Source organism: Anabaena sp. FACHB-1237, from assembly GCF_014696225.1.
In the GTDB taxonomy this organism is placed as follows: domain Bacteria; phylum Cyanobacteriota; class Cyanobacteriia; order Cyanobacteriales; family Nostocaceae; genus FACHB-1237.
On the sequence record NZ_JACJPV010000054.1, the window covers coordinates 1 to 23349 of the forward strand.

General features: G+C 33.5%; 29 protein-coding genes and 1 pseudogene. 17 read left to right on the forward strand and 13 right to left on the reverse strand.

What is annotated here, in order from left to right; genetic code table 11:
• Positions 1-179: 179 nt before the first annotated feature.
• The 3 genes from H6F32_RS18125 to H6F32_RS20990 all read left to right on the forward strand — a co-directional run bounded on the left by H6F32_RS18125 (position 180) and on the right by H6F32_RS20990 (position 3963).
• The gene (locus H6F32_RS18125) at positions 180-2078 is read left to right on the forward strand and encodes an AAA family ATPase (RefSeq protein WP_190370695.1); all 1899 of its coding nucleotides are present in this window, start codon (positions 180-182) and stop codon (positions 2076-2078) included.
• Between the two features lie 80 nt (positions 2079-2158).
• Positions 2159-3727, forward strand: a complete 1569-nt coding sequence (locus H6F32_RS18130) for a hypothetical protein (RefSeq protein WP_190370696.1) — start codon at positions 2159-2161, stop codon at positions 3725-3727.
• A 104-nt stretch (positions 3728-3831) separates the two neighbouring features.
• On the forward strand, positions 3832-3963 hold the full coding sequence (locus H6F32_RS20990; protein WP_277875079.1) for a hypothetical protein: 132 nt from the start codon (positions 3832-3834) through the stop codon (positions 3961-3963).
• Positions 3964-4299: 336 nt separating this feature from the next.
• Here the strand turns inward: H6F32_RS20990 and H6F32_RS18135 are convergent, their stop codons facing one another.
• Positions 4300-4500 carry a hypothetical protein gene (locus H6F32_RS18135; RefSeq protein ID WP_190370697.1) on the reverse strand — a complete coding sequence of 67 codons (201 nt, stop codon included), beginning with the start codon at positions 4498-4500 and terminating at the stop codon, positions 4300-4302.
• Entirely contained in the window at positions 4497-4796 is a 300-nt protein-coding gene (locus H6F32_RS18140; RefSeq protein WP_190370698.1) for a BrnT family toxin, read from the reverse strand. Before H6F32_RS18140 ends, H6F32_RS18135 begins: the two co-directional genes overlap by 4 nt.
• A gap of 538 nt (positions 4797-5334) precedes the next feature.
• Here H6F32_RS18140 and H6F32_RS18145 point away from each other — a divergent pair.
• The 3 genes from H6F32_RS18145 to H6F32_RS18155 all read left to right on the forward strand — a co-directional run bounded on the left by H6F32_RS18145 (position 5335) and on the right by H6F32_RS18155 (position 8658).
• Entirely contained in the window at positions 5335-6504 is a 1170-nt protein-coding gene (locus H6F32_RS18145; protein WP_190370716.1) for a DNA cytosine methyltransferase, read from the forward strand.
• A gap of 307 nt (positions 6505-6811) precedes the next feature.
• Positions 6812-7090, forward strand: coding sequence for a hypothetical protein (locus H6F32_RS18150; RefSeq protein WP_190370699.1), 279 nt, complete (start codon positions 6812-6814; stop codon positions 7088-7090).
• Positions 7084-8658 (forward strand): Eco57I restriction-modification methylase domain-containing protein, encoded by a 1575-nt coding sequence (locus tag H6F32_RS18155; RefSeq protein ID WP_190370700.1) that lies wholly within the window; start codon positions 7084-7086, stop codon positions 8656-8658. The genes H6F32_RS18150 and H6F32_RS18155 overlap by 7 nt, the downstream gene beginning before the upstream one ends.
• 93 nt (positions 8659-8751) lie before the next feature.
• On the opposite strand, the gene H6F32_RS18160 is transcribed toward H6F32_RS18155, so the two are convergent.
• Positions 8752-9141, reverse strand: coding sequence for a hypothetical protein (locus tag H6F32_RS18160; protein WP_242031176.1), 390 nt, complete (start codon positions 9139-9141; stop codon positions 8752-8754).
• Between the two features lie 215 nt (positions 9142-9356).
• Here H6F32_RS18160 and H6F32_RS18165 point away from each other — a divergent pair, with 215 nt between their 5' ends.
• Entirely contained in the window at positions 9357-9635 is a 279-nt protein-coding gene (locus H6F32_RS18165) for a type II toxin-antitoxin system RelE/ParE family toxin (protein WP_190370701.1), read from the forward strand.
• A gap of 10 nt (positions 9636-9645) precedes the next feature.
• A complete protein-coding gene (locus tag H6F32_RS18170; RefSeq protein ID WP_190370702.1) occupies positions 9646-9939 on the forward strand; it encodes a HigA family addiction module antitoxin in 294 nt (97 codons plus the stop codon).
• Between the two features lie 64 nt (positions 9940-10003).
• On the opposite strand, the gene H6F32_RS18175 is transcribed toward H6F32_RS18170, so the two are convergent.
• Together H6F32_RS18175 and H6F32_RS18180 are read right to left on the reverse strand one after the other, a co-directional pair.
• Positions 10004-10417 carry a type II toxin-antitoxin system VapC family toxin gene (locus tag H6F32_RS18175; protein ID WP_190370703.1) on the reverse strand — a complete coding sequence of 138 codons (414 nt, stop codon included), beginning with the start codon at positions 10415-10417 and terminating at the stop codon, positions 10004-10006.
• Positions 10404-10658: a DUF2281 domain-containing protein gene (locus tag H6F32_RS18180; protein ID WP_190370704.1), complete on the reverse strand. Its 255-nt coding sequence runs from the start codon at positions 10656-10658 to the stop codon at positions 10404-10406. Before H6F32_RS18180 ends, H6F32_RS18175 begins: the two co-directional genes overlap by 14 nt.
• A 160-nt stretch (positions 10659-10818) precedes the next feature.
• Here H6F32_RS18180 and H6F32_RS18185 point away from each other — a divergent pair, with 160 nt between their 5' ends.
• Positions 10819-11058, forward strand: a complete 240-nt coding sequence (locus H6F32_RS18185) for a hypothetical protein (RefSeq protein ID WP_190370705.1) — start codon at positions 10819-10821, stop codon at positions 11056-11058.
• Positions 11059-11063: 5 nt separating this feature from the next.
• Entirely contained in the window at positions 11064-11324 is a 261-nt protein-coding gene (locus H6F32_RS18190; RefSeq protein WP_190370706.1) for a type II toxin-antitoxin system RelE/ParE family toxin, read from the forward strand.
• A gap of 67 nt (positions 11325-11391) precedes the next feature.
• On the opposite strand, the pseudogene H6F32_RS18195 reads toward H6F32_RS18190, so the two are convergent.
• Positions 11392-11598: pseudogene (locus H6F32_RS18195) on the reverse strand (PIN domain nuclease); the annotation flags it as partial.
• A gap of 170 nt (positions 11599-11768) precedes the next feature.
• Between H6F32_RS18195 and H6F32_RS18200 the strand changes: the two are divergent.
• Positions 11769-12005 (forward strand): DUF2281 domain-containing protein, encoded by a 237-nt coding sequence (locus tag H6F32_RS18200; RefSeq protein ID WP_190370707.1) that lies wholly within the window; start codon positions 11769-11771, stop codon positions 12003-12005.
• On the forward strand, positions 12002-12445 hold the full coding sequence (locus tag H6F32_RS18205; protein ID WP_242031177.1) for a type II toxin-antitoxin system VapC family toxin: 444 nt from the start codon (positions 12002-12004) through the stop codon (positions 12443-12445). Before H6F32_RS18200 ends, H6F32_RS18205 begins: the two co-directional genes overlap by 4 nt.
• Here the strand turns inward: H6F32_RS18205 and H6F32_RS18210 are convergent.
• The 4 genes from H6F32_RS18210 to H6F32_RS18225 all read right to left on the reverse strand — a co-directional run bounded on the left by H6F32_RS18210 (position 12404) and on the right by H6F32_RS18225 (position 13844).
• Positions 12404-12829: a PIN domain-containing protein gene (locus tag H6F32_RS18210; protein WP_190370708.1), complete on the reverse strand. Its 426-nt coding sequence runs from the start codon at positions 12827-12829 to the stop codon at positions 12404-12406. The genes H6F32_RS18205 and H6F32_RS18210 overlap by 42 nt on opposite strands.
• On the reverse strand, positions 12819-13055 hold the full coding sequence (locus H6F32_RS18215; RefSeq protein ID WP_190370709.1) for a hypothetical protein: 237 nt from the start codon (positions 13053-13055) through the stop codon (positions 12819-12821). The genes H6F32_RS18210 and H6F32_RS18215 overlap by 11 nt, the downstream gene beginning before the upstream one ends.
• Positions 13056-13464: 409 nt before the next feature.
• The gene (locus H6F32_RS18220) at positions 13465-13662 is read right to left on the reverse strand and encodes a type II toxin-antitoxin system PemK/MazF family toxin (protein WP_242031178.1); all 198 of its coding nucleotides are present in this window, start codon (positions 13660-13662) and stop codon (positions 13465-13467) included.
• Positions 13644-13844 (reverse strand): hypothetical protein, encoded by a 201-nt coding sequence (locus H6F32_RS18225; protein ID WP_242031179.1) that lies wholly within the window; start codon positions 13842-13844, stop codon positions 13644-13646. The genes H6F32_RS18220 and H6F32_RS18225 overlap by 19 nt, the downstream gene beginning before the upstream one ends.
• Positions 13845-14813: 969 nt before the next feature.
• Here H6F32_RS18225 and H6F32_RS18230 point away from each other — a divergent pair.
• The gene (locus H6F32_RS18230; RefSeq protein ID WP_028089082.1) at positions 14814-15080 is read left to right on the forward strand and encodes a hypothetical protein; all 267 of its coding nucleotides are present in this window, start codon (positions 14814-14816) and stop codon (positions 15078-15080) included.
• Complete coding sequence (locus tag H6F32_RS18235) at positions 15077-15394, forward strand: type II toxin-antitoxin system RelE/ParE family toxin (protein WP_190370710.1); 318 nt, start codon at positions 15077-15079, stop codon at positions 15392-15394. Before H6F32_RS18230 ends, H6F32_RS18235 begins: the two co-directional genes overlap by 4 nt.
• 159 nt (positions 15395-15553) lie before the next feature.
• On the opposite strand, the gene H6F32_RS18240 is transcribed toward H6F32_RS18235, so the two are convergent.
• Positions 15554-15895: a hypothetical protein gene (locus H6F32_RS18240; RefSeq protein ID WP_168358557.1), complete on the reverse strand. Its 342-nt coding sequence runs from the start codon at positions 15893-15895 to the stop codon at positions 15554-15556.
• Between the two features lie 23 nt (positions 15896-15918).
• On the reverse strand, positions 15919-16287 hold the full coding sequence (locus tag H6F32_RS18245) for a papain fold toxin domain-containing protein (protein ID WP_190370711.1): 369 nt from the start codon (positions 16285-16287) through the stop codon (positions 15919-15921).
• A gap of 486 nt (positions 16288-16773) precedes the next feature.
• On the opposite strand from H6F32_RS18245, the gene H6F32_RS18250 reads away from it, so the two are divergent.
• Positions 16774-18408, forward strand: a complete 1635-nt coding sequence (locus tag H6F32_RS18250; RefSeq protein ID WP_190370712.1) for a hypothetical protein — start codon at positions 16774-16776, stop codon at positions 18406-18408.
• 81 nt (positions 18409-18489) lie between these two features.
• Positions 18490-19353, forward strand: coding sequence for a DUF4238 domain-containing protein (locus H6F32_RS18255; RefSeq protein ID WP_190370713.1), 864 nt, complete (start codon positions 18490-18492; stop codon positions 19351-19353).
• Between the two features lie 63 nt (positions 19354-19416).
• Here the strand turns inward: H6F32_RS18255 and H6F32_RS18260 are convergent, their stop codons facing one another.
• The gene (locus H6F32_RS18260; protein WP_190370714.1) at positions 19417-21630 is read right to left on the reverse strand and encodes a phosphoketolase; all 2214 of its coding nucleotides are present in this window, start codon (positions 21628-21630) and stop codon (positions 19417-19419) included.
• Between the two features lie 390 nt (positions 21631-22020).
• On the opposite strand from H6F32_RS18260, the gene H6F32_RS18265 reads away from it, so the two are divergent.
• Complete coding sequence (locus H6F32_RS18265) at positions 22021-23247, forward strand: protein kinase domain-containing protein (RefSeq protein WP_190370715.1); 1227 nt, start codon at positions 22021-22023, stop codon at positions 23245-23247.
• Positions 23248-23349: the final 102 nt, after the last annotated feature.

Sequence of the window (23349 nt, forward strand, 5' to 3'; positions counted from 1 at the left end):
GACTAAAAAACTTAGCTTACAACACAGGTCAAACTATTTATCAAATTAAGCATAATTTGCTTTCTAATTATTTAATAGGACAACTAAAACGTCCAGATATTGCTATGTCAATGGTTTAGTCTTTAGGCGCTCGGTGCGGCTACGCCGCACCATCGCTTGTGCCAGTTGCGTAAGTCCTATTGTATAAAAAGTATGATAGGTTAATTATCTACATTTTAAGAGAAAAACAAGGAAGTTATACAGGTAGTGGACATGAAAAAATTATTCAAGGTAAGTTTAACTTCGATAAAAATCAAGATATTATAGATTATCGGAATCTTCTCCAAGAAATTTCTAATTTGCAAATTGATAAAGTACGTAAAATTGAAAGTATTTTAGAAGCAAATTTTGGTGAAACTAGAACAACCCCTGAAAGAGAAGTGGCTGATAAAGTTCAACAAATTATCAATGATCATATTAAATTATTCGTCGGACGTTCTGAAGAAATTAACGTACTTGACAACTTTTTAAGTAAAAATTCCAATGGGATAAGACTGGTCATAGGTGGTGCAGGTTTTGGTAAAACATCACTATTAGCAAATTGGATTCAATCACAGGGAAATAAATTTATTGCTTACCATTTTTTCAGTCAACGATATGATATTACTCGATCTGTAAAAAACGCTTATCGTCATTTGTTGCAACAACTTTATACTTACTATGATGAACTTATCTATCAACAACTACCCAATGATGAACAACAATTAAGAGAAACGCTTTATTATCTCTTACGAGAACATGGCGCACGAAAAGATAAACCATTAGTTATTGTTCTAGATAGTTTAGATGAAGCTGCAAATCCCTTTGAACCACCGTTTCCAACTCCTCTACCTGAAAATGTATTTGTGATTGTCTCAGCAAGAGCAGAAGAGGGAGAAGAGCCTGAATATCTACGTGGTTGGATAGATAATGGAGAAGTTATTCCTATTAACCGATTGCCTAAAGAAGCGATCGCAGATTGGTTAAAAAAATCTGGTGACGGTGAGTTAAAAATATTTGCTGATGATATTCAATTTGTTAATAAACTTGATGAGATTACCCAAGGCTTTCCACTTTATTTGCATTTTCTCTTCCAAGAACTTATTCAAGCAGAGCAGCTAGGTCAGGATGTGCAAACAATTCTACAACATAGTCCAAAAGGATTTAAAGATTATGTGCAGAAACAATTTAAGCAGTTAGCACAGGTAGAAGAGATTGGCGGACATAAGGAAGTACAGGAATTATTTGCTTTGCTGTCCGTGGGGCTGGGGGCGTTTTCCCAAGATGATATTCTAGCATTAACCAATCTAAATGAATGGGATTTGGTTGCTTTACCTTGGCAGGTAACACGCTGGTTTAGTATTCAAATCGGTGTCTACAGCTTCTCTCATCCATTGTTAGCACAGGAATTTCAAGGTGTGCTGAGGCATCAGATATCCTTAGTTAAAGCCAATTTAATTCAATATTGTGGACGCTGGCAGGAAAACCAGAGTCGTTATGTTTTGCGACATTATGCGGAACACTTGCGAGATCAGAAACTGTGGGAAGATTTGTATGCAATCGCCAGAAATAAAACTTTTGCATCTTGCCAACAGAAAAATTTACCCGATCAACCTGATTTACCTTTAAAAACAATTCAGATTGCTTTGCTAGGTGCTGCTGAAGAAGATAAAGCAGGTGAAATGGCAGAGTTTCTTTTAATTCATGCACAGCAGTTGATAGAGACAATTTCGGAAGATTCACCTTTGGATGCCATGCGGAAAGGTAGCTTAAAACGTGCCTTAGAAATAGCAGATTTGTATGAAATTGAGCGATGTGTGTTGTGGTATCTATTGCTAGTCTGGGAATTGAAAGATACAGGTAAACTGGCAGACGCACGAGCGACATTAGATCGATTGCAGCAAAAAGAGTTACCATCTCTTGAAATACAGGGTGATGCTGATTGGCAATGTGATTTTACAGCATACTTTCTCGCTCATGATTTTGAAATAAGTGATAGTGTCTGTGAAGTTTTAGGACAGAAACTAAATGATCGCCACAGGCGGAAAAAAGAGATATAACAGCATTTGCAACTTTTGATAAAGCACTGGAAATGATACGAAAGCATTTTCCCAGTCATAATTGGTTTTATGTAATGATTATGATAGGAGAAAAACAAGGGGAACTTGGAAATAAAGAGGCAATGTTAGCAATTTTTACTGAAGTGTATGATTCAGCAAAAACAATAACTAATTCATCACAACTAAATCCTGAACTAGAAGATTTAGAGAGGAAGATAGCGATTATTAAAGCAGGAGGAGAAATTCCCTTCAGGGGCGTTGATACAGAAATTCATAGTGAAGCTAATCAAGAGGAAAGATTAAATCAACTCAAAGATAGATTAAATACTTCTCAAGTTTCAAATTCAGATAAAAATGAGATTTTATTTGAAATTGCAGGGTTGTACTCAGATAAAGAACAATATGATAAAGCTCTGGAGTATGCAGCTAGGATTAATAATCCAGATAGACTAGCAACAATTCAGGGTTTAATAGCAAAGGGACAAGCAAAATCAAGCCAAACAACAGCACGGACAACCTTTGCTACTGCTATTCATCTGGCACAGGGATATCAACAATATGAACTAGCATTTCTACAAGCATCTGAATTAGTAAATATAGCAGAATTACAAATCAATAAACGATTGGATCAGATAGACTCAAATATAGTTATGATAGCTCATAATCTTGCCAAAAGTATTAATATACTATGGCAACAAGTAAATATTTTGGCAAGAGTGGCAGAAGTTTTGGCTAAGGTGGAAAAAGATGAGGATGCAAGAGAAATTTTTGATCACGCTATTCAAATTGCACAAAAGATTGAAAGGCAAAAAGAACGTGTATACAGCTTTAAATTTATAGCTCTAGCACAAGCCAGGATAAAATATTTTTCCTCTGCATGTCAAACTGCTGATAAAATTGAATTTCCTTGGACTAAATCTGAAGTTATAGAAAAAATAGCCAAGTTACAGGCAGAATCTGGACAGAGAGAAGAAGCCCAAAAAACTCTTTTTAATGATTCACAAATGCCGCTATCTATGTCTGAAGGAAACCGTTTTATAGAAGGTAGACGGATAAATATTATATGCACAGAAGCTGTATTAGAATCTGTTATTAACTATGAAGCTTCACAAGAAAAATTGAATAATCTTCTGAAATTTGCCAGAGAAAGTGGAAAACAACGAGATGTTAATCTATTAACAATAGTAACCGCATTCGTAGAAATAGGTAGTATTCCAACGGCATTCAAGATTATAGATGAAATGGATGATGCCTGGGAACAAGTTAGAGCATTGTGGGTAATCACTTGCGAGCAATACCAAAAACAAGAACAAGTTACTACCCTCAATGCTATTCTGAAATGTAAAGAAAAAATAGACAATGAAAAACAGCGAATGGAATCTCACAATATCGTTGCCTATGTACAAATATTAGCAGGATTGGGTGAACAGGCTGTGAGTACAACAAAGGCTATTCTTACAGAGCGTAACAGACAAATTCCACAAATTGCTTCACATTTTGTTTATACAGGTGATCGCTCTAATTTCAAAAAAATATTAATTCCCTGTGCCTACTACATGGATGCTGCCTATAATATGTGTGAATACCTAGCGCAACTATATCCTGAACAAGCATCATCTGTTGCAAGAGTAATCATCGAGAGGATTTGAAGTATTTTTAACTTATTTTACAAAACCAAATTCACCACAAATATCAAAGCGCGATCGCCGTTTAGGTATAATTTGGGAGAGCAATCGCTTTTGGAGATTTGGAAGTGCGATCGCTGTTGGGGTTGTGGAGGGTGCGATCGCGTTTAGGGGTTTGTGAAGGTGCGATCGCTATTGGGGTTTCGCTGTTTGCAGGTTTGGAAAGTGCGATGAGGGTATTGGGAGCGCGATCGCCTTAGAGCCTAATCAATTAAAGTAAAAAACCAAATTATAGACATAGTAACCTATCTTCCGCACCCTCAACTGTCACAATCGGTTTTTACCGTTTTTTATGATAACATGAAGTTGTATTGTATACTAATTCTCAGAAAATTAACGGATGTAGGATGCCAGCAAGGCATAATTTATATCCAAAAATCAAGATAAAATTAAGTGATAATACCATGTGACACCCCAGGGTGCGGAATGTGGGATAACAACAGGTGATCGATGTTGTGGTGATGTGGAAGAGGTGCATTAGCGTTAGCTTACCGTAAGTATCGCTCTTCCGGGATGTGGCGGGAGTGCGATTACTATTATTGAATACTTTCAATTAATTTAATATTATTTCTCAACCATTCATTGACTAAAATTTGTACATCAATATTTTTCTCTTGAGCGATTTTTTTGAAAAAATTATCAACATCTGGTTCAAGATAAATCGGATAATTAAACGTTGCATTAGGATGATAAAACTTACCTTGTTCAGCTTGTGAAAAATCATATTCTGCTTTCATAGTTTTCTTCCTTGATAATATTGCTGTTCATTAAAAGTTGCTTTCCGTGCTGAAATAATCCGAATCAAACATGAACCTTCATCTGTTTGTTCAAAAGTATGAATCACAACCCTTAAAATACCCATTTCATCTAAACCTATAGTAATCCATCTGTCTTCATAGTCATTATTTTCTTCATCATATAAACTTAATTGATATTGATCACGAAAAACAGTTGATGCTAAACGAAAATTGATTTGATGTTTACGAATATTTTGTTTTTCTCTGTCTGGATTCCACTCAAAACTATAACGCAAATTTATAAATTACAAGAGATTAAATAAGTTGACATCATAATTATACCATAATTTTCCACTTCACCAGCGTTATTGGTAGTTTACTGATCGCTTCTTGGGGATGTGTGGAGTGCGATAGCGAAGCTCTGCTGCAACCAGTTCGCTGTTGTGGTGATGTGGAAGAGGTGCGTTAGGGTTAGCTTACCGTAGGTATCGCCGTTTGGGGAGGTGTGGGAAGTGGGATCGCTGTTGGGGGATGTGGAGGATATGCGATCGCTTTTTGATATACCAACATATTTTTGATATAATAGTAGATTATACATACTCAAAAAACTTATGAAAATTGAATCAATATCTATTCAAAACTTTAAACGTTAGGAAATAATTAATTTTTAATACATATTAATAAATAGTTATAAAAAAATACAGGAAAATTCCTATAGTTAGACATAAATTAAATATAGTGATACACTTGATCTAGTTAATCATATACGAGCAGGTGTTTTATATTGCTCATTATCTAATTACTTATCTTAGCAATTCCTTGGGGGCAACAACCGTGATAGATGGTAAAGCTATTTCTATATCATTATTTACAGGTGCTTATGGTTTAGATTTAGGATTAGAACAAGCAGATTTTCACACTGTAACCGTAGTAGAAAAAGACCGTGATGCTGTTAAAACCATAGATCTAAATCGTCCATTTCTCCAAGAAAGTGCAATTGCTAGAGAAATACAAAATGTTACTTCTCAACAATTACTAGAAGAAGGAGGAAGAGTTTTAAATTTAGGACGTGCTTTAAAACCACAAGAAGTTGATTTAGTCACAGGTGGTCCACCATGTCAACCATTTAGTACCGCAGGAAAAAGGGGTTCGGTGATGGATCCTCGCGGTAGTTTATTTATGGACTTTATTCGCATTGTTAAAGAAGTGCAACCCCGTTTTTTCTTAATGGAAAATGTGAAAGGTTTACTGTCTGCTCCCCTGCGTCACAGACCAATTAATCACAGAGGAAAAAATTACCCACCTTTAGAACCTGATGAAATGCCTGGTGCTGCTTTGAAAGTGGTATTATCAGAAATGCAAGCAATAGGATATAACGTAGTTTACAACCTTTTAGAAGCAGCAGATTATGGAGTTCCTCAAAATAGAGAGCGTGTAATATTCATTGGTTCAAGAGATGGAGAAATTGCAACATTTCCTATTCCCAAATATTGTAAAAATGGTCAGACTTTACCTAAATGGAGAACATTAAAAGATGCTCTCAATGGTTTAGTTGATCCAGAACCAGAATATATGTCTTATTCAGAAAATCGTTTAAAGTATTTAAAATTATTAAAAGCTGGACAAAATTGGCAACATTTACCAGAAGAATTAAAGAAAGAAGCGATGGGAGGTGCTTACAATTCTGGAGGTGGAAAAGTTGGTTTTTATAGAAGATTATCCTGGGATAAACCTTCACCAACAATAACCACAAGTCCCCACCAAAAAGCTACAGATATGTGTCATCCTGTAGAATTACGTTGTTTAACTGTGCGGGAGTCTGCAAAAATTCAAACATTTCCTGATGATTGGATTTTTTATGGTTCTGTAAGTTCTAAATATAAACAAATTGGTAATGCAGTTCCCGTGTTACTTGCGAAAGAACTTGGTAGTTATCTCTTTAACTTAATTCAAGGAAACAGATCGAAAGGTAAAGAGATAGCTGAACAATTATCACTTTTTTAAGTATAGATCAGCAATTTTCTATAGCGTAACCGCTGCTGCAAGCAGTTCTCTGTTTTGGGGATGTTGGGTGAGATAATGTGAACAGATACAGAGTTTTTCAACTGCGGATCGCTCTACTAATCCCTAGTAATGGTTGAGTGAGATAACGTAAACAGATACAGGGTAGGGTTTTCAGGCGCGAACTGCTTGCAGCAACGCTTCCCTATCGCTCTAGTAATCCCTTGCTATTATTAGAGGTAAAAGATTCAATATAGATTTTAAAAGTGGATTTAGATCAAATGAGAAAGGAAATACTAACCGACTCCTTATGGTAGCAACTATTTATTGTAACTTAGAAGATGAATATAATAATATTCTGCTTGTTCGTGCTAAAGAAGATTTGAATAACAATTACTTTAGAACTTTAAAAAATTCTCATGTTTGGAATGCGTATTGTGGTGATGAAGATTATGAAAAAATCGGTGATTTTACACATTTCGACATCCAAAACTGGATAAATTCAAATATTGATTGGCAAAATGATTTATTAACTACAACAGTAAGTGATCTTCAGAAATCTAATTTAATGGGATATTTACAATGGTAATGGAAACAAAATATAGAGATCAATACCAAATTTATTTGACATCAGATCAATCTTTATCTTCTTATATGGTTTCACTTTTGAAACTAGAGAATCATGATAAACTACTTGAACCATCTGCTGGAGAAGGACATCTTTTAGAAGCAGCACTTCAAACTAATAAAAATATATCATCTGTTGCTTATGAATTACACCCTGAATACGCAAAAAAACTCAGATTAAAGTTTAGCCAATTTAAAAATGTAGAGATAAGAGAGCGTGACACAATTTTTTGCCCAGATTTAGACCTATGTGAATCTTTTGGTCATAAATTTACCAAAATTTTAGGTAATCCTCCCTATGGAGGTTGGCAAGAATATGAGCGTCGTACAAAATTAAAAAGAAAATATCCAGGATTTTATATTCGAGAAACTTATACTATTTTTTTACTACGTTGTCTCAAATTGCTTGCAGAAAAAGGACAACTTGTATTTATTATTCCTGACACTTTTTTATATCTTCACAGTCATATTAATATTAGGCGTTATCTTTTAGAAGAATTTACTATTGAAAGTATAGATGTTTTTCGTTCATCTTTATTTCCTGGTATTTCCTTTGGTTATGCTGGTCTTTGTATTATTTCTATATATTCTCAAAAACCACAATCTAATCACTCTTTTGCTATCAGATTTATTGATAAAATTGCAGATTTACATTTATCGTTAAATCAAGGCAATTATAAGTCTATTCTGCAAAAAGATATTATCAAGAGTGAATCTTTATCTATTCCTATATCACGTCATGATTCAGTTGTTACACAAATCTCAACTTATGTAACTAAAATGGCTGATATTGCTGACTGTGTAACAGGGTTTTATTCTGGAAATGATAAAATATTCTTGCGTAAAGCATCAAGTTCTGTTAAAGGTTCTAACGATTATTTATTGGTTGATCCTAATGCTATTGAATCTACACCTTCCACATTACAAAATCCTTTACAGGGAATAGCAGGAACAAAACATTTTCTTCCTATTCTTAAAGGTGGTGGTTTTAATTTTATTAAACCTACTCAATGGTATGTAGATTGGAGTTTGGAAACTGTTGAATATTATAAAAATAATAAAAAATCAAGATTTCAAAATTCTTCCTACTACTTTAAAACAGGAATTGGGTTTCCTATGGTGACATCTAAACGTCCTACATCTGCATTAATTGAGGAAAGTCTTTTTGATCAATCTATAGTAGGAATTTTTCCTAAATCTTCTGTTGATTTATATTTTCTATTAGCTTATTGTAATTCTCCGGTTTTTTGGTCATGTTTAAAATCTATTAATCCATCTGCTAATAATTCTGCTAAATATATTTTAAAAACTCCTGTAATTTTACCTGATGAAGATACTATGAAAGATATCTCTTTCAAAACTCAAGAATTAGTATTAGAAATAAAGGAAGGTAATCAAAAAGCATTATGTGAAATTTTGCAACAAGAAATTATGGATTCTATTATGAAATATGTGAATAAACAGATATCTGATAAACTGGTAGATACATCTGTTATGAATATGCTTTCAACCTGTTGTAAGGTGAATTAGCGATCGCTAACACACCCTACAGAATATGATATTAATGCACCAACTCAATAGCCCGCTTAGTCAACACTTCCGCAGTCAACCCATTAAAAGCCATCAACTCACCCGCACTGGTTGAAGCAGTTCTTCGTTAAAACTCCAATTATCAGCTAAGTGTTGTGTTTTTTGAACAAAATGATTATATGTTATTATATAGTTTTTAAATATATCTTTATCTTGATTTTCAAGAGCAAGTTTTTCTAAACTTTTAATAATTTCAAGTATATCTCTTCTATCTAAACTAGACTCATCTCTAACAATATAGGAAGTAAAGCTATCTATTACATCATTAAATCTATATTCACCAATTTGATGAGGAGTTGCCTCATCAACTTCTTTTAGTAGTTTTATTCCTTCAATAACAGTTTCATCAAGATAATTGGAATAAAGTATCTCTATTTGATGCCTGACAGACATGGGAGATTGTCCTGTATTCAGTGTTAACATTCTATAAGGAAATATTCATGCTTTTCATGGACTTATTAAATATACTTGTTTATATTATAGCGTTTTTTGTCACTTTGTGCCATGATAACAGTAATGATTATTTGTAAAGTATTGTAAATATTAATCAATGAGTTTTCAAAATCACCAAATTTAGCGTATATTGTGGATTGACAAGTGTAACCTTATGGGTTACAGTAAATATTGTTATTTTACTTATGATTAAAAATTTCAAACATAAGGGGTCAAGAAAGCTGTTTGAAGATGATAATAGAAGTGGAGTTAATCCAAATCATGCTGAAAGACTGTTAGATTTATTAGATAGACTAGATGCTGCATCTGTAGCTGAGGATATGAATTTTCCTGGTTCTAAGTTTCATCAATTAATAGGAAATAGAAAAGGTGAATATTCAGTTACGGTTTCTGGTAATTGGCGTTTAACTTTTGTTTTTGAAGATGGGGATGCTTACGACGTAAATTACGAGGATTATCATTAGGATTATTAACATGAATACTAACAGAAAACCAAGACATCCTGGTGCTTTGATTAAACGCCAATATTTAGAACCTTTAAATATGACGGTGACAGAACTGGCTAATATTTTAGGTGTGTCTCGCAAAACGGTTTCAGAAATTGTCAATGAACGTGCAAGTGTCACCCCTAATATTGCTTTGCGGTTAGCAAGTGCTTTTCAAACTACGCCGGAACTTTGGTTAAATCTTCAACAGAAGTTTGACCTTTGGTGTGCAAAAAATGAGTCTGAAGAATGGAAAAATATCTCACCTATTAAAATTAGTTAAAATGGTTCGGGTGATAATTCTCAGGTGAGGTGAATGTTTCCTTATGTATCAGTTTTTAATTAACTCAAAATAGCAAATTTTCAAAAGGATAAGTTTGTTTCCAGCGATAGGTATTAAAGTCTCGCTGAACTACTGAAAAAATGCGTCCGTGTTCTAAATATTCTGCTAAAATTACTAAGGAAGCATCAGCTAAATCCATTGGCAGATTAGCATATTTTTCCATTAATTGAATAATGCGCGGAGTATGGTGAGATTCTAAATTAAAAACTGTAAATAATTCTTTTTCCAGACTATTTAAAAAAGTAACTTGAGTTTGAACTCCTTTGCGAGTTAGCAAAAGATAACAGGTTTCTGTGACAACACACCATGTTGTAATTAAAGGTTTATTGTATTGTTTTAAAGCCTGTTTTGCTCTTTGGTGGTAGGTGTCTTTTTGATCAATAAGAGCTAACCAAAATCCTGTATCAAATATGATCATATTTATTGGGTAATGTATTAGATAAAACTTCTTTATATGTGGTTGATAAATTTTCTTCCACAGCGCAACAACCAATTAAGCCAATTTCATCAAATTTTTCATAGATAGTTTTTTCTTGATGATGATTTTCTGGTTGTGGATAACGTTTTTTTAGTAATTGAATAAAATCCAGGAGTAAGATTTGGGCTTCTTCTGGTAAGGTGTCAATATCTTTAGATATTTCTGGAATTTTGATTACCATGATTAACTCCTCAATTGAGTAAATTTTTTCGGTATAATTCTATTATAAACTATGCACCAAAGAGTTGGGTGAGATGATGTGAACAGATATTAGGATTTTTATAGACTAATCCACCATCATTTGATATAATTAGAATAATCATCAAATCATGATAAAAACCATGTCACAAACTGGATTAAATCTATTTATTCCGATGGAGTTACTGATTAACTCTTTAAAATCGCTAAGTTTATCAGAAAAACAGCAACTTTGGCAGATTCTTGATGAAGCTATTGCTGATGCTGAAGAGGAAAGTTGGCGAGAAGATGAAGAGACTAAAAGAGAAATTCAATTAGTCCGTGATGAATATGCGAATGGGGAATATATGACTTTTCAACAGTATCTAAATCAGAGAAAATAGATACTATGACTTACGAAATTATTATCACTAAATCTATTCAAAAACAATTAGATAATCTTCCTAATAATATACAAGAGCGTGTATATGATAAGATTTCCCAACTTGCGGAAGAACCTCGTCCTGATGGGGTTGTCAAATTGAAAGGATATGATAATGAATATCGGGTGAGAATAGGAGATTATCGTCTAGTTTATGAAATTCAAGATGAGAAATTAATTGTTTTACTTCTTCAATGCAAACATCGTCGTGATGTTTATAAAAAGTAGTACCCATTTTCTTGGCTAGTTGTTCATGGTGGGTTATGCTTTTGTTTACCCACCTTCAAGAACTTTTTTAAGGTGCAATCCAGTTTTCTAATTTTAGCTGGGAAATTCGGCTATAATGACGAGTGTTGTTAGTTACCAAAATATGGTTTCTAGTTATGGCAACACTAGTAATTAATAAATCAAAATCCGCTACTGGTTGTCCTATTTTTCTAAGTTCTGCTTTTAATTCTCCAAACTTTTTGACAGCACTATTATCTAAATGTATAACTTTCATAATGTGACTTCTTGAATATACTTTTTTATATCATGGCAGTTTTTCTCATTTTCTGCCATTGGTAGAAAAAACTATTCGTGATATTTGGTAATGTTGGGTTTTCTTGCTTCCAGCTAACCTACTGATGTATAATAATTTTAAAGATTAATTTATCCCCAAGGACAAATCAAATGACTGTTGAAGAAATAATTATAGATAAGGTAAAAATATTACCTCCTGACAAACAACAAGAAGCCTTAGATTTTGTAGAGTTTTTATTAGCTAAAATGCAAAAACAAGGATTATCTAATCAACCGAAAAAATCAGGTATTTCAGCTTTAGCTATGGCTCAAGAATATGTTGGTTGTGTGGAAGCAGCAGATGATTTATCTACTAATAAAGATTATATCAATGGTTACGGTGCATGATGAGAGGATGTGTTTTATTAGATACGGGTCCATTGGTAGCTATCATTAATCGTCGTGATCAGTTTCATGGTTGGGTAACATCACAATGGGATAATATTGAGCCTCCTTTATTAACTTGTGAAGCTGTAATTTCTGAGGCTTGTTTTTTGTTACGAAATGTTTATGGTGGTCAAGATGCTGTGATAAATTTGGTGAAGAATGGAGTTATTAAAGTACCTTTTAATTTGGATGATGAAGCTGTAATTATTGGTGAATTTCTCAAGATTTATCAATCTGTTCCGATGTCTTTTGCAGATGCTTGTCTGGTGCGGATGTCTGAACTTTATAATGATAGTTTTTTGTTAACTTTTGATAGTGATTTTCTTGGGTTAACCCAACCTACGGACTATTCGTTAAAATCAAACAAATGGATTGATAATTGTCACTTTATTTTCTATTAGCTGATTATGTTGCATATCTTCTGAGTAAATGATGGAACATTCACTTAATAAAGCTGTAGCTATAATCAAACTATCCCAATAAGAGTAGTTATATTTTGCATTGATTTCTAATGCTTGTATAACTTCTGTTGTGTTGATTGCCTGAACTGGAAAAGTATTCACTATATCTGATATGATTGTAATTGCATCTGTTTTTGATGTGAATTTTTTTCTAGTTAAAACATGAAATAATTCTCCTAAAACCTGAGTGCTAACTAGCAGAGATGAATAATTATTTTTAATTATTTCTGCAACTTGCTGAGATTTTTCTGGCGGATTTTTAGCATAGAGATAAATCCAGAGATTACTATCAAGAAAGATATTATTTATGATATTATCTGTCATAAATTTCTTCTCGATTAAATTTGTAGTCTGGGGGAAGTGGGAAGGAGTAGTTATTAACTCGCGCTAAGAATTGCTGTATTTTCGATTCTTGAGAATCTATTGGTTGTGTAGATTCGCTGGGTTCAAGAATCATTATTTGTATAATTTTACCTTCTAATTCGGAACTTAGTTTTTCACTTAAAATAAGTTCTCCGTTGGTACAGGTTGCTTGGATTATTTGCAGCATTATTAATTGTTGAAACTCCTAACTTGAGTTATTTGGCTATGATTTTATTATAATCTACTGCTCACACTGCTTGACGAATATCTTCCCAATCTTGTGCAGTCATTTCTGTTGCTTCTCCAGAGTTCAAACCTTCTAAAAGCAGGGTTTGTAGTTGTTCGTTTGCTTTGGAGTTTTTGGTCTTGTCGCACTAATTTCCGAAAATATTCACGTTTCGCTGCTATAACCTCCTTGCGCTACTTTTCTATATAATCGCGCATGGTGTCAGGTAAGGAAATATTCATACTTTTCATAATGTGACTTGTTGAATATGCTTTTTTATATCATGGCGGTTTTTGTCATTTTCTGCCATTGGTAGAAAACACTATTCGTGATGGTTCGGTGGTTTGGGTGATGTTGGGTTTTCTTTGTGTCAACTGAACTTACTACTATTTAATACTACTGCTGGTGAAATACGGGGGTTATTAGGTTTTGCGGAAGTAAAAGGTAAAACTGTAACTTTACTGCGTTGGTTATTAAACAAAGTCCCAGAAATTATCACTGCTGGACGAGTTTTTTGAATTTCTGTACCTACGGATGGGTTAAATGTTACTATCCAGATGCTTCCCATTCGGTAATCGCTATATTTTGCCATTCACTTTCCCAACCTAATTCTAATTCATCAATTACAGCGCAAGCAGCCGCTAGTGCTTCATCTTGTCTTTGTTTTTGCCATTGTTTCAATAGACTTTCAATTAATGCACTACGGTTATCAACTTTTTGGTCAATGTAATTGAGTAAGTCATCTGGCAATGAAATTGAAATGGGAATTTGATTTATTATACTGTTGAGTTTTATAACAGATAAAACCCGCAAATGTACGCAACAAACGCCAAAACATCCGCGTTCATCTGCGTTCTAATAACTTAAAAAGCGGTTATTCAGTTTAAAAAAATTCTTACCTTGGGGTCGGGAACTCTAAATTGTGAGCAAGCCTATTCCTAGCTGTTCACGTTTTGAAGGCTGCATCAAACTTTATACTCCAAGGAGTACCCAAGGCTCACACTATGTATATTACAAATATTTTCCAGATTTGTCAAATATGAGAATTTCTCTATTTGAATAACTCTAGCTATATTATACTGAGCCATAACAAATCCTTATGAGATAATTAAGAGGATGTCTGAACTTTATAATGATAGTTTTTTGTTAACTTTTGATAGTGATTTTCTTGTGTATCGGCGTAATAAAAATCAAGTTATTCCGGTAATTATGCCACAGTAGGAGGATTTTCTTTAGTTAGTTTGTTAATTTTATCCTATCAAAATGCTCGACTGCTTGACGAATATCTTCCCAATCTTGTGCTGTCATTTCTGTTGCATTTCCAGAGTTTAAACCTTCCAAAAGCAGGGTTTGTAGTTGTTCGTTTGCTTTGGAGTTTTTGGTCTTGTCGCACTAATTCCCGAAAATATTCACGCTTCGCTGCTGTAACCTCCTTGCGCTACTTTTCTATATAATCGCGCATGGTGTCAGGTAAGGAAATATTCATACTTTTCATAATGTGATTTTTTGAATATACTTTTTTATATGATGGCGGTTTTTGTCATGTTCTGTCATTGGTAGAAAAAACTATTGGTGATAGTTGGGTGGTTTGGGTAATCTTGGGTTTTCTTGGGTTAACCTAACCTACTTACTTTAGTTGTAATAAGAATAATTAACTTATCTATATAAAACTGAAAATAATTGCTATAATAAAAACATCAATTTGATTTATTAACTGTGATGACTATCAAAGAATTACTGTTACAAGAAATTGACAACACACCCAACGAACTTTTAGAAGATGTGTTTGGTTTTTTGCAATCACTCAAAACAGCACCACAAAAACCCCCAGTTTCCTATCAAGAATTGTTAGCAAGAATAGATTACTTAGAAACAATAGTAGGTATTCGTAAAGGATTAGATGAATTTGAGCGCGGTGAAGGGATTCCTGCGGATCAAGTTTTGGCAACTCTACAACAAAAATATAACATTCCTCCTCGATCATGAATTATCAAGTTATTATTCAACCTACTGCATTTCAGGAAATTGAAAACTCCTATCGTTGGATGTGTGATAATTTGAGTGCTGAAGTAGCGAACAATTGGTATTATCAACTTGAAGATGCTATTGCGTCACTAAAAAAATTTCCTAACCGATGTAGTATAGCTCCAGAATCAACAAAACTTGGTCGTGAAATTCGCCAACTATGGGTGGGAAAACAAAGAAAATATCGAGTTTTATTTGTTGTTGAAGAAGATGTTATAGCTATTATTCATGTTCGTCACAGTCGTCAATCTTATCTAGATGAAGAGTCTGAATAAGATTGAGTTTGTGAAGATTGTTTTTTTTGGGAATGGTAAGAGGTGTATTGACGAATATCTTCCCAATCTTGTGCTGTCATTTCTGTTGCATTTCCTGAGCTTAATACTTCTAAAAGCAGGATTTGTAATTGTTCCCAACCTACACCATAATTTTTATTTTCATGAAACTAATTCATCAATTTTTGCTATTTCATGATTTTTCTGATTTTGACAAAATTCTTCAAACAAGGTAAAAAATCTATCTACTGCGCTTTTTTCATCGGCTGAATGAAATAGAATAATACTTGACCATAATTGACCTGTTTCTACATTAAATTTGTGTCTTATCCATTGCAAAAAAGTTTGAAATTCTGTTTCTTCTGCTGTTAAGGGAATACCAATTTCTCGACGGGCAAAATAGTATCCATCTAAAAATGCTTGGAGGCTAAAAATAGAATTTTTACCTAAATACATTGCAGGTCTTTTTTTGATCTTTTGCAGTAAGTTGTAGAGATTATCCATGTTTAACTCTCTAAATTTCTAGGTTAAAAGTAAGTCTCTGTGATTTGAAACTCTAATCCTGCATCTAATATAGGTGAATAGAGATTCTGTATCCAGTTTAATCGGGTAATGCCTTGATGGTGAATATTGTCAAAAACAAGTTCTACGTTATTTATCTCTATTATAACACCTTCATGATGACCTGTGGTGGCAATCAATTCTCCAATACTATCATCATAAATTCTGCCATAAATTGGATCTTGAGAATTTGTATTTATTTTAATATGTTTACCCTGAATATTTTGTCTGATTAAAAATTCTTTGATTGCTCTAGCACAGGGTATACAATCAAATATTCCGTAACTACTGGCAATTGCTATAATTTGTTGATAAATTATGTCCTCTTGATTCAATTTTGCTCCCGGTGCTAAATTTTAATAATTCTAGTATCAATTTTATTCTATTCTTGCACTGCTTGACGAATATCTTCCCAATCTTGTGCTGTTATTTCTGTTGCATTTCCTGAGTTTAATCCTTCTAAAAGCAGGGTTTGTAGTTGTTCATTTGCTTTGGATTTTTTGGGCTTGTCGCACTAATTCCCGAAAATATTCACGCTTGGCTGCTGTAACCTCTTTGCGCTACTTTTATATATAATCGTGCATGGTTTCAGGTAAGGAAATATTCATACTTTTCATAATGTGAGTTCTTGAATATACTTTTTTATATCATGGCGGTTTTTGTCATGTTCTGCCATTGGTAGAAAAAACTATTCGTGATGGTTGGGTGGTTTGGGTGATGTTGGGTTTTCTGGTGTCAAAACAAACTACCACTTTTATGAAAACTCTTGTAACTGACAATGTTTAGTAGTATGATATGATAACTATACTATATACATAAATATGGCAACCTTATTTAATTGTAATAATGACAGCTTCATTGATTTTGTAAAAAAGCATACTCAAAAGTTATCAAAAAATAATTCTTATAAGTTTTATGCAATGACTTGTTATTTTAAACAAGATGCAACCAAAGAATTAGCAGAATTAATTCATGCTATTCTAGAAAATAGCTTATGTGAATTTCATCTGTTGATTGATATAAATGAATATTGTGAAGAATTGTTAGATATAGATTCCTTTATTGCTGATTTAGAAAAAATTACAAAACTATCTTCAAAAAATATTTCAATTACGCCAATATCGCCATCACCAAAACCACTTTTTCATGCTAAGGCTTATGCACTAATAAATTGTGACCATAGCAGTGAAGCATATTATCAAGGCTTTGGTATTATTACTTCTGCTAATCTTAGTAATCGTGGAATACGCGAGAATATTGAAATAGGCCATATTTTTGATGACAATAATTCATTAAGAGATTTTTATAATATCTTTATGCATTTAAAAAATAATTATAGGATAACTGAACAAGAGTTAGAACAAAGACTACAAAAACAAAGAGAACTTGTAGAACAACAAAAACAATTTGCAGAAAAACAAAGAAAATCTCAGAAAGTTGTTAATCTTCTCTCACTTGGTAGTTTTTACCATAAATGGCAGCAAGACCATTTAATAGATTTAAGATTTATTATCAAACTTTCTAAAGATGCTAAAAAACGAATAAAAAATACAGGCAATGAAGTTTCTATTATGTTAGACCAAGAAGGATTTGAGGAAAAAGAAAAAGAAGATAATTTTGCAAAAAAACCAATTGATATCGAAAAATTTTTTAAACTTTTTCCGAAAATTATTCCTGATATATTAGGAATATGTAGTATTGATACATTATTAGGAAAATGGATTCCAAAGAAAATTAGTAAGTTAATTGAAAAAGAATTAGATGAAAGAACCGATATATATATCAGGATTCTTAAAAAACATCTTGAAGAAAATCTAACTAATTATTTAGAAGAATTAAAAAATAATATTGAAAAATTGCAAAAAAATAACATTATTGATTGTGACGATGAAGAAAATATTAACGCTATTCCTCGATGGGAAGAAAAAATTACAAAAATATCACAAGACAAAAATCTACTGAAGTTATTACTATGGAAATATCAAATAATACCAATATCTTTAGATTTAATACAAGACCCTGATCTAATATTAACTCTATATGATAGATTACACGATTTATATCAACCTAATATAAATCGTAAAGGTAAAGTAGGTAAAATATTCTCAGATAATAGTGAAAATAATTATGAAGGGATAAACAGTGATTCTTTCAATGGTATATATAGGGAAGTTGAAGATAAACTTAATGATAATAGATTAGGTGATTTGTCTAAAAAAGATAATCAGGGAAAATATTTTTGTGCAATAGTCAAACCAGAAGATAAGATAGTTACTGGTATTTTTATTAGATTAGAGGAATCGTCTTTAACAAATCGAAAACAGCTTATTTTTTATCAAACTGAAGCAAATAAACAAGCAGAGAAAGAAGAAAATTTATTAGTCAATAATTTAGTGACTTTTAAAATCATAGGAAATGAATATAAAGAAATATTATACAAGTTCGGTTTTATATGAAAACTATTATTACTTCCAAATATTGACAAACAATTAAAATTGTGGTAACCTATATATAAATTTATTTCAAAGAGTTAAAAAATGACTACAAATCAAAGTTACAACCATCATTATGTACCTGAATCAATACTTAGAAATTTTGCATATAAAAAAAATACGGTTTATTCTTTGATAAAAATAGATCCATTATGTGTAGTTCCAAATAATGTCGATAATTTATGTCAAAAAAAAGGTTTTTATGAAATAAGTCTAGGGAAGAATGATGATCCAAAATTAATTGAAAGAATAAACTATGATATAGATGTTTTTGAAAACTTAGATTATGATATAGCTCCTATTACCAAAAAAATCATTGAAACGAAAGAATTAAAAAGCATTAATTCAGAAGAAAGAGATAAACTTATTAAATATACTGTCTATCAATACTTAAGAGTTAAATCAGTAAGAGATATTGCAAAAAGATTTTGGCATGACGAAGAACTAATAGAACTATCTCATGCTAGAATTTTGACAGACTATGATTCTATTAATTCTTTGGTAAATATTCTGAATAATTATCAATTAGATATTATAAACCCCATTATAGGAGATGAGTTTGTTATATCTGACTCTCCTGTTTTATGGGATGCTACAGGTGAAGGAATTTACTTTCCTATAAGTCCAAATATTTGTTTGTACTATCATGATAGAAAATATGATCTAAACAATTGCCTTGATTCAATATGTATTAATGATTTGCAATTTAGAGCATCTGTAAAACATACCATTGCCCGAAGTGAGTCCGTTTTGCATAAAATTAAAAATAATGAATATAAAGACCATATTGTAAAATTCTTTAAATCTGGTAGACCTTCATATTGGAAATGTATTTTAGAAACAAATTCTTCGGATAAATGTATATCACAATTTATCAATAAAATGGATGATTTCAAAAAGTTGATATAGGTTCAATTCAAAAATCCCTAACCTATTTTAAAATAGGCAGGGATATAAAACTATACTAAATCCTTAATGCACCAACTCAATAGCCCGCTTAGTCAACGCTTCCGCAGTCAACCCATTAAAAGCCATCAACTCACCCGCACTAGCCGTAGTTTCCCCACGCTTCCAGGCGAAAGAATCACGCTTAGAATTACTGCGTAACATGATTGGTTCTAACATCGCCGCAGCACCACCTGTAACACCAATTAAGGCATCTCCACCAAACAATTGCTCAAAATCGGCATCACTTAAAAAACCGTTATCAGGTTCAGAACAAGTATCCCAAGCTGTATCATGAGGACGATATAAACGGCGAGGATTAATAATAGAAATAATCTTCACTCCTATACCTTCAGTTTCTAAAAATGCGGCTGCTTCAAACACAGGAATTAACGTCATATCGCCAATGACAGCAAATACAACAGTCTTCCCTCCCGCAATTTCATGTAATAAAATCGCGCCCTTTTCTAACCCTTCTGCTGTTTGTTTTAAAGTCGTTCTAATGGGTAAAGGAGACTTACTTGCAGTGATGACAATTCCCTTATTTTTTGTTTGCAAAGCCCAGTCATAACAACCTTGAATACTGTTAGCATCGGGTGGAAATAAAGGAAATACATTTCCTGTTCTCATCAATGATGCAAAATAAGCTTCAATTTCTGGTCTTTGGTGAGTCCAACCGTTGCGACCTTGTTCTAATGCCCCGGCTGTAAATAATGTAATTGTTGACGGTGTTTTGCGTCTTAATTCTGCCATTGCTTGGGTGACAGTTTGCCAAATTGGTAATCCATTGATGGCAAAAGATTCATAGGAACACCACAAAGTTCTCGCACCCATTAAGGATAAACCAGCCGCTAATCCTGCACAAGCATCTTCGCTCAAAGGTTCGTAAACTTGACCTCCTGGGGCTTGATTATATAAATCATCTGTTGTAGGATGGTTGATTTTTAATGCCTGGTTAATGTTAGCAATTCCTGATGCTTCGTTACCATCGGCGTTAGTGACGAGGAAGTTTTTATCTTTATTTCCTACTATTCCTACTAACCTTCCCATTGCGGTGGTTGAAACCTTTGGTTCTCCACCAATTGCATATTCTTCTAATGGTAATTCGCCAATTTCTGCTAAGGGTAATTCAAATTCTGTCACTGCGGTTTTCGCTGCTGGTCCACCCCCTGCCCGTTCCGCATTTGTACGGACTGTTTGCCATGCCTCGGCACATAAAGCCCGTTTTTGTAAGGCGGTGACAATATGAGGCGCGTCTAAGGTATCTTTAGGATATAAATTATGGGATTTTGCACCTAAAGCATGAACCCCTGCCCCTTTGAGTTGTTTGATAATAAATACTGTTAATGTGCCACTTAAAGCGGAACGGGCAGCTTTATCCATGCCTACTAATACGGCTTTGGTAAATTCTAACCGTTTTTGGAAGGAGAAAGCGGTACTATCCACATAATCACCCACTTGGTTTTGATCATCAAAATCTTTAGCATTTACTAACACGACTTCGGCAAAACCGTTACCTTTCCAGTAAGCGATCATTTCATCGTTAGTTTTTAATGACACCATGCTATGATGTTCTTGGCTGTAACCGTTCCAAACTAAGACGGGTAGGAAGTTAGTTACTTGGGGATAGGCGGTATTAAAGTGAGCCATTGAACTCATGATGTAGGGTTCACCTAGTCCTCCATCTCCTACGGTGAAGGGGAAGAGTTTGTCACGGTGCAGGAGTGCGGCGGCCATGGCGAAATGTTGCCCTTGTCCCAAAGGTCCAGCAGGTGCAAGAATACCGGGAATATAGCCGGATAGGTGTCCTAATAATCCGTGTTTTTCCCGAAAGCGATCGCGCAATTGTTGTACTGTAGAAATGCCCATGTCTTCTAAAGATCGGTCTAAAAACATGGCACTATAAAAACCGGGGGCGTGATGTCCCACTTCAGTGATAATGTTTTTATGCCCAAGCATGACCAAAGCTGCATAAGCTTCCGCTTGACTGGCAAAACCACCGGGGTGTCCAGAAGCTTTACTACCAGTGATTTGTAGCGTCAGGTAGCGCAGGGCATCAGCAGCCAGTAAAGTTTGATATACTGCATTTGTATCGGTAGGATTTGCTACTGCTTTTTGACCAGATTCTATGGCGGGGATTGTACCATAAGTTGCAAAATCTGGCAATGCTTCCCCAAAATATTGAATACCTTCACAAAAATGCGGAACTGTGGAAGATGCGGAAGAGGTAACTACTGTCATGCTGAATACCTTAATGAAATTTCTCTAAACTGGCTAGGAGTTTAATTTAATCAAAATTTTACATCTTTGATGTGATCCCAGTGAATTGCTTTTTCTGCTATATCAGCATCAGCAACTTCAATATTCTACACTTGAACACAAACCTGATCAAAAATCATTATCAATATCAATCATACTTAATTGATTTAATATTGATTTCATATTTATTAATATGAACAATAAAGAATAAAATTAAGGAAATATTCGCATATTACAATATAAAACACAGAAAATTAGTTACTATCTGAGAATTGTGCTAATCTATCCAGTAGATCCTCAAATTCTGGATATCCTCAATTATCACAATAGCTTGCACATATATAAAGTATTAAAGAAGGTTTTAAAAAAAATATGACGTGTAGCATTACTCTTACCGTTACCACAGGTAAACTCGCAGGAAAAAAATATACATTTGATAGTCGTAGCACCTGTATTATAGGTAGAAGTGAAGACTGTAATTTGCAAATAGCAGATGATATTGATATGACAATATCTCGCTATCATTGCTTATTAGATATTAACCCACCAAAAATTAGAATCCGCGATTTTGGTAGTTTAAATGGTACTTATGTTAATGGTGAAAAAATTGGCCAACGTCAACCTAATCAAACTCCAGAAAAAGCACGAAAAATAGTCTTTCCTGAATATGATTTAACTAACAGCGATCGCTTTGCAATTGGTAATATTGTTTTTGATATTAGTATCCAAGGACAACTAGCAAATCAGCCAGAACCAGGAAAAAACAAACCCAACTTTTTTAAGATTATTCAAAACCTATTCAACCTAGCTAATACAAATCACGAAAATACCTATAAAAATCTGCAATCTATAGCTAATTATCACATCGTTCATTCCTTAGGACAAGGAGATTGTGGAGAGGTATTTTTAGTCAAACATATTTATACCAAAAAACTTCTAACATTAAAATTAATGTTACCTCAAGCAGTAGATCAATCAGCAGGTGTAAAAATGTTCTTACGCGAAATCGAAAACACCAAATGTTTGCAACATCCCCATGTCGTGCAACTATTAGATTATGGTTTTGTAGAAAATATCTTTTTCTTTACCATGGAATATTGCGACTGTGGAGATGTTTACCAATTAATGCAAGAATATGGAGGATATTTACCTGTTAATATTGCTATACCCATTATTTTACAAGTTCTCGATGGTTTAACCTATGCACATAATGTCGAAGTTCCCTATGTTCTGTTAGCTGATGGTACAAAAGGTAAAGGTAAAGGTTTAGTACATCGAGACTTAAAACCTAGTAATATTTTTCTGGCTAATGTTAATGGTAAAATGATCGCTAAAATAGGAGGCTATGGTTTAGCAAAAGCCTTTGATTTAGCAGGTTTAAGTGGACAAACTTTAACAGGTACAAAAGCAGGTACTCCAGCATTTATGTGTCGTCAACAACTAATAGACTATAAACGTGCTCTACCAGAAGTTGATGTTTGGGCTGCTGCTGCTTCGTTATATTGTATGCTAACAGGAGATGTTCCCCGCGATTTTGTCGGAGATCCTTTCTCATGTATCCTAAAAAATGATATTAGGACTTACGCATTGACAGAATAAAAAAATAGTGCATTGATAAATAAGGGTCGTCTAGTAATCGGTATGGGAGAATGAGAGAAATTACTAAACTCTCGACAGCACAATGCAACATAGACATCTACA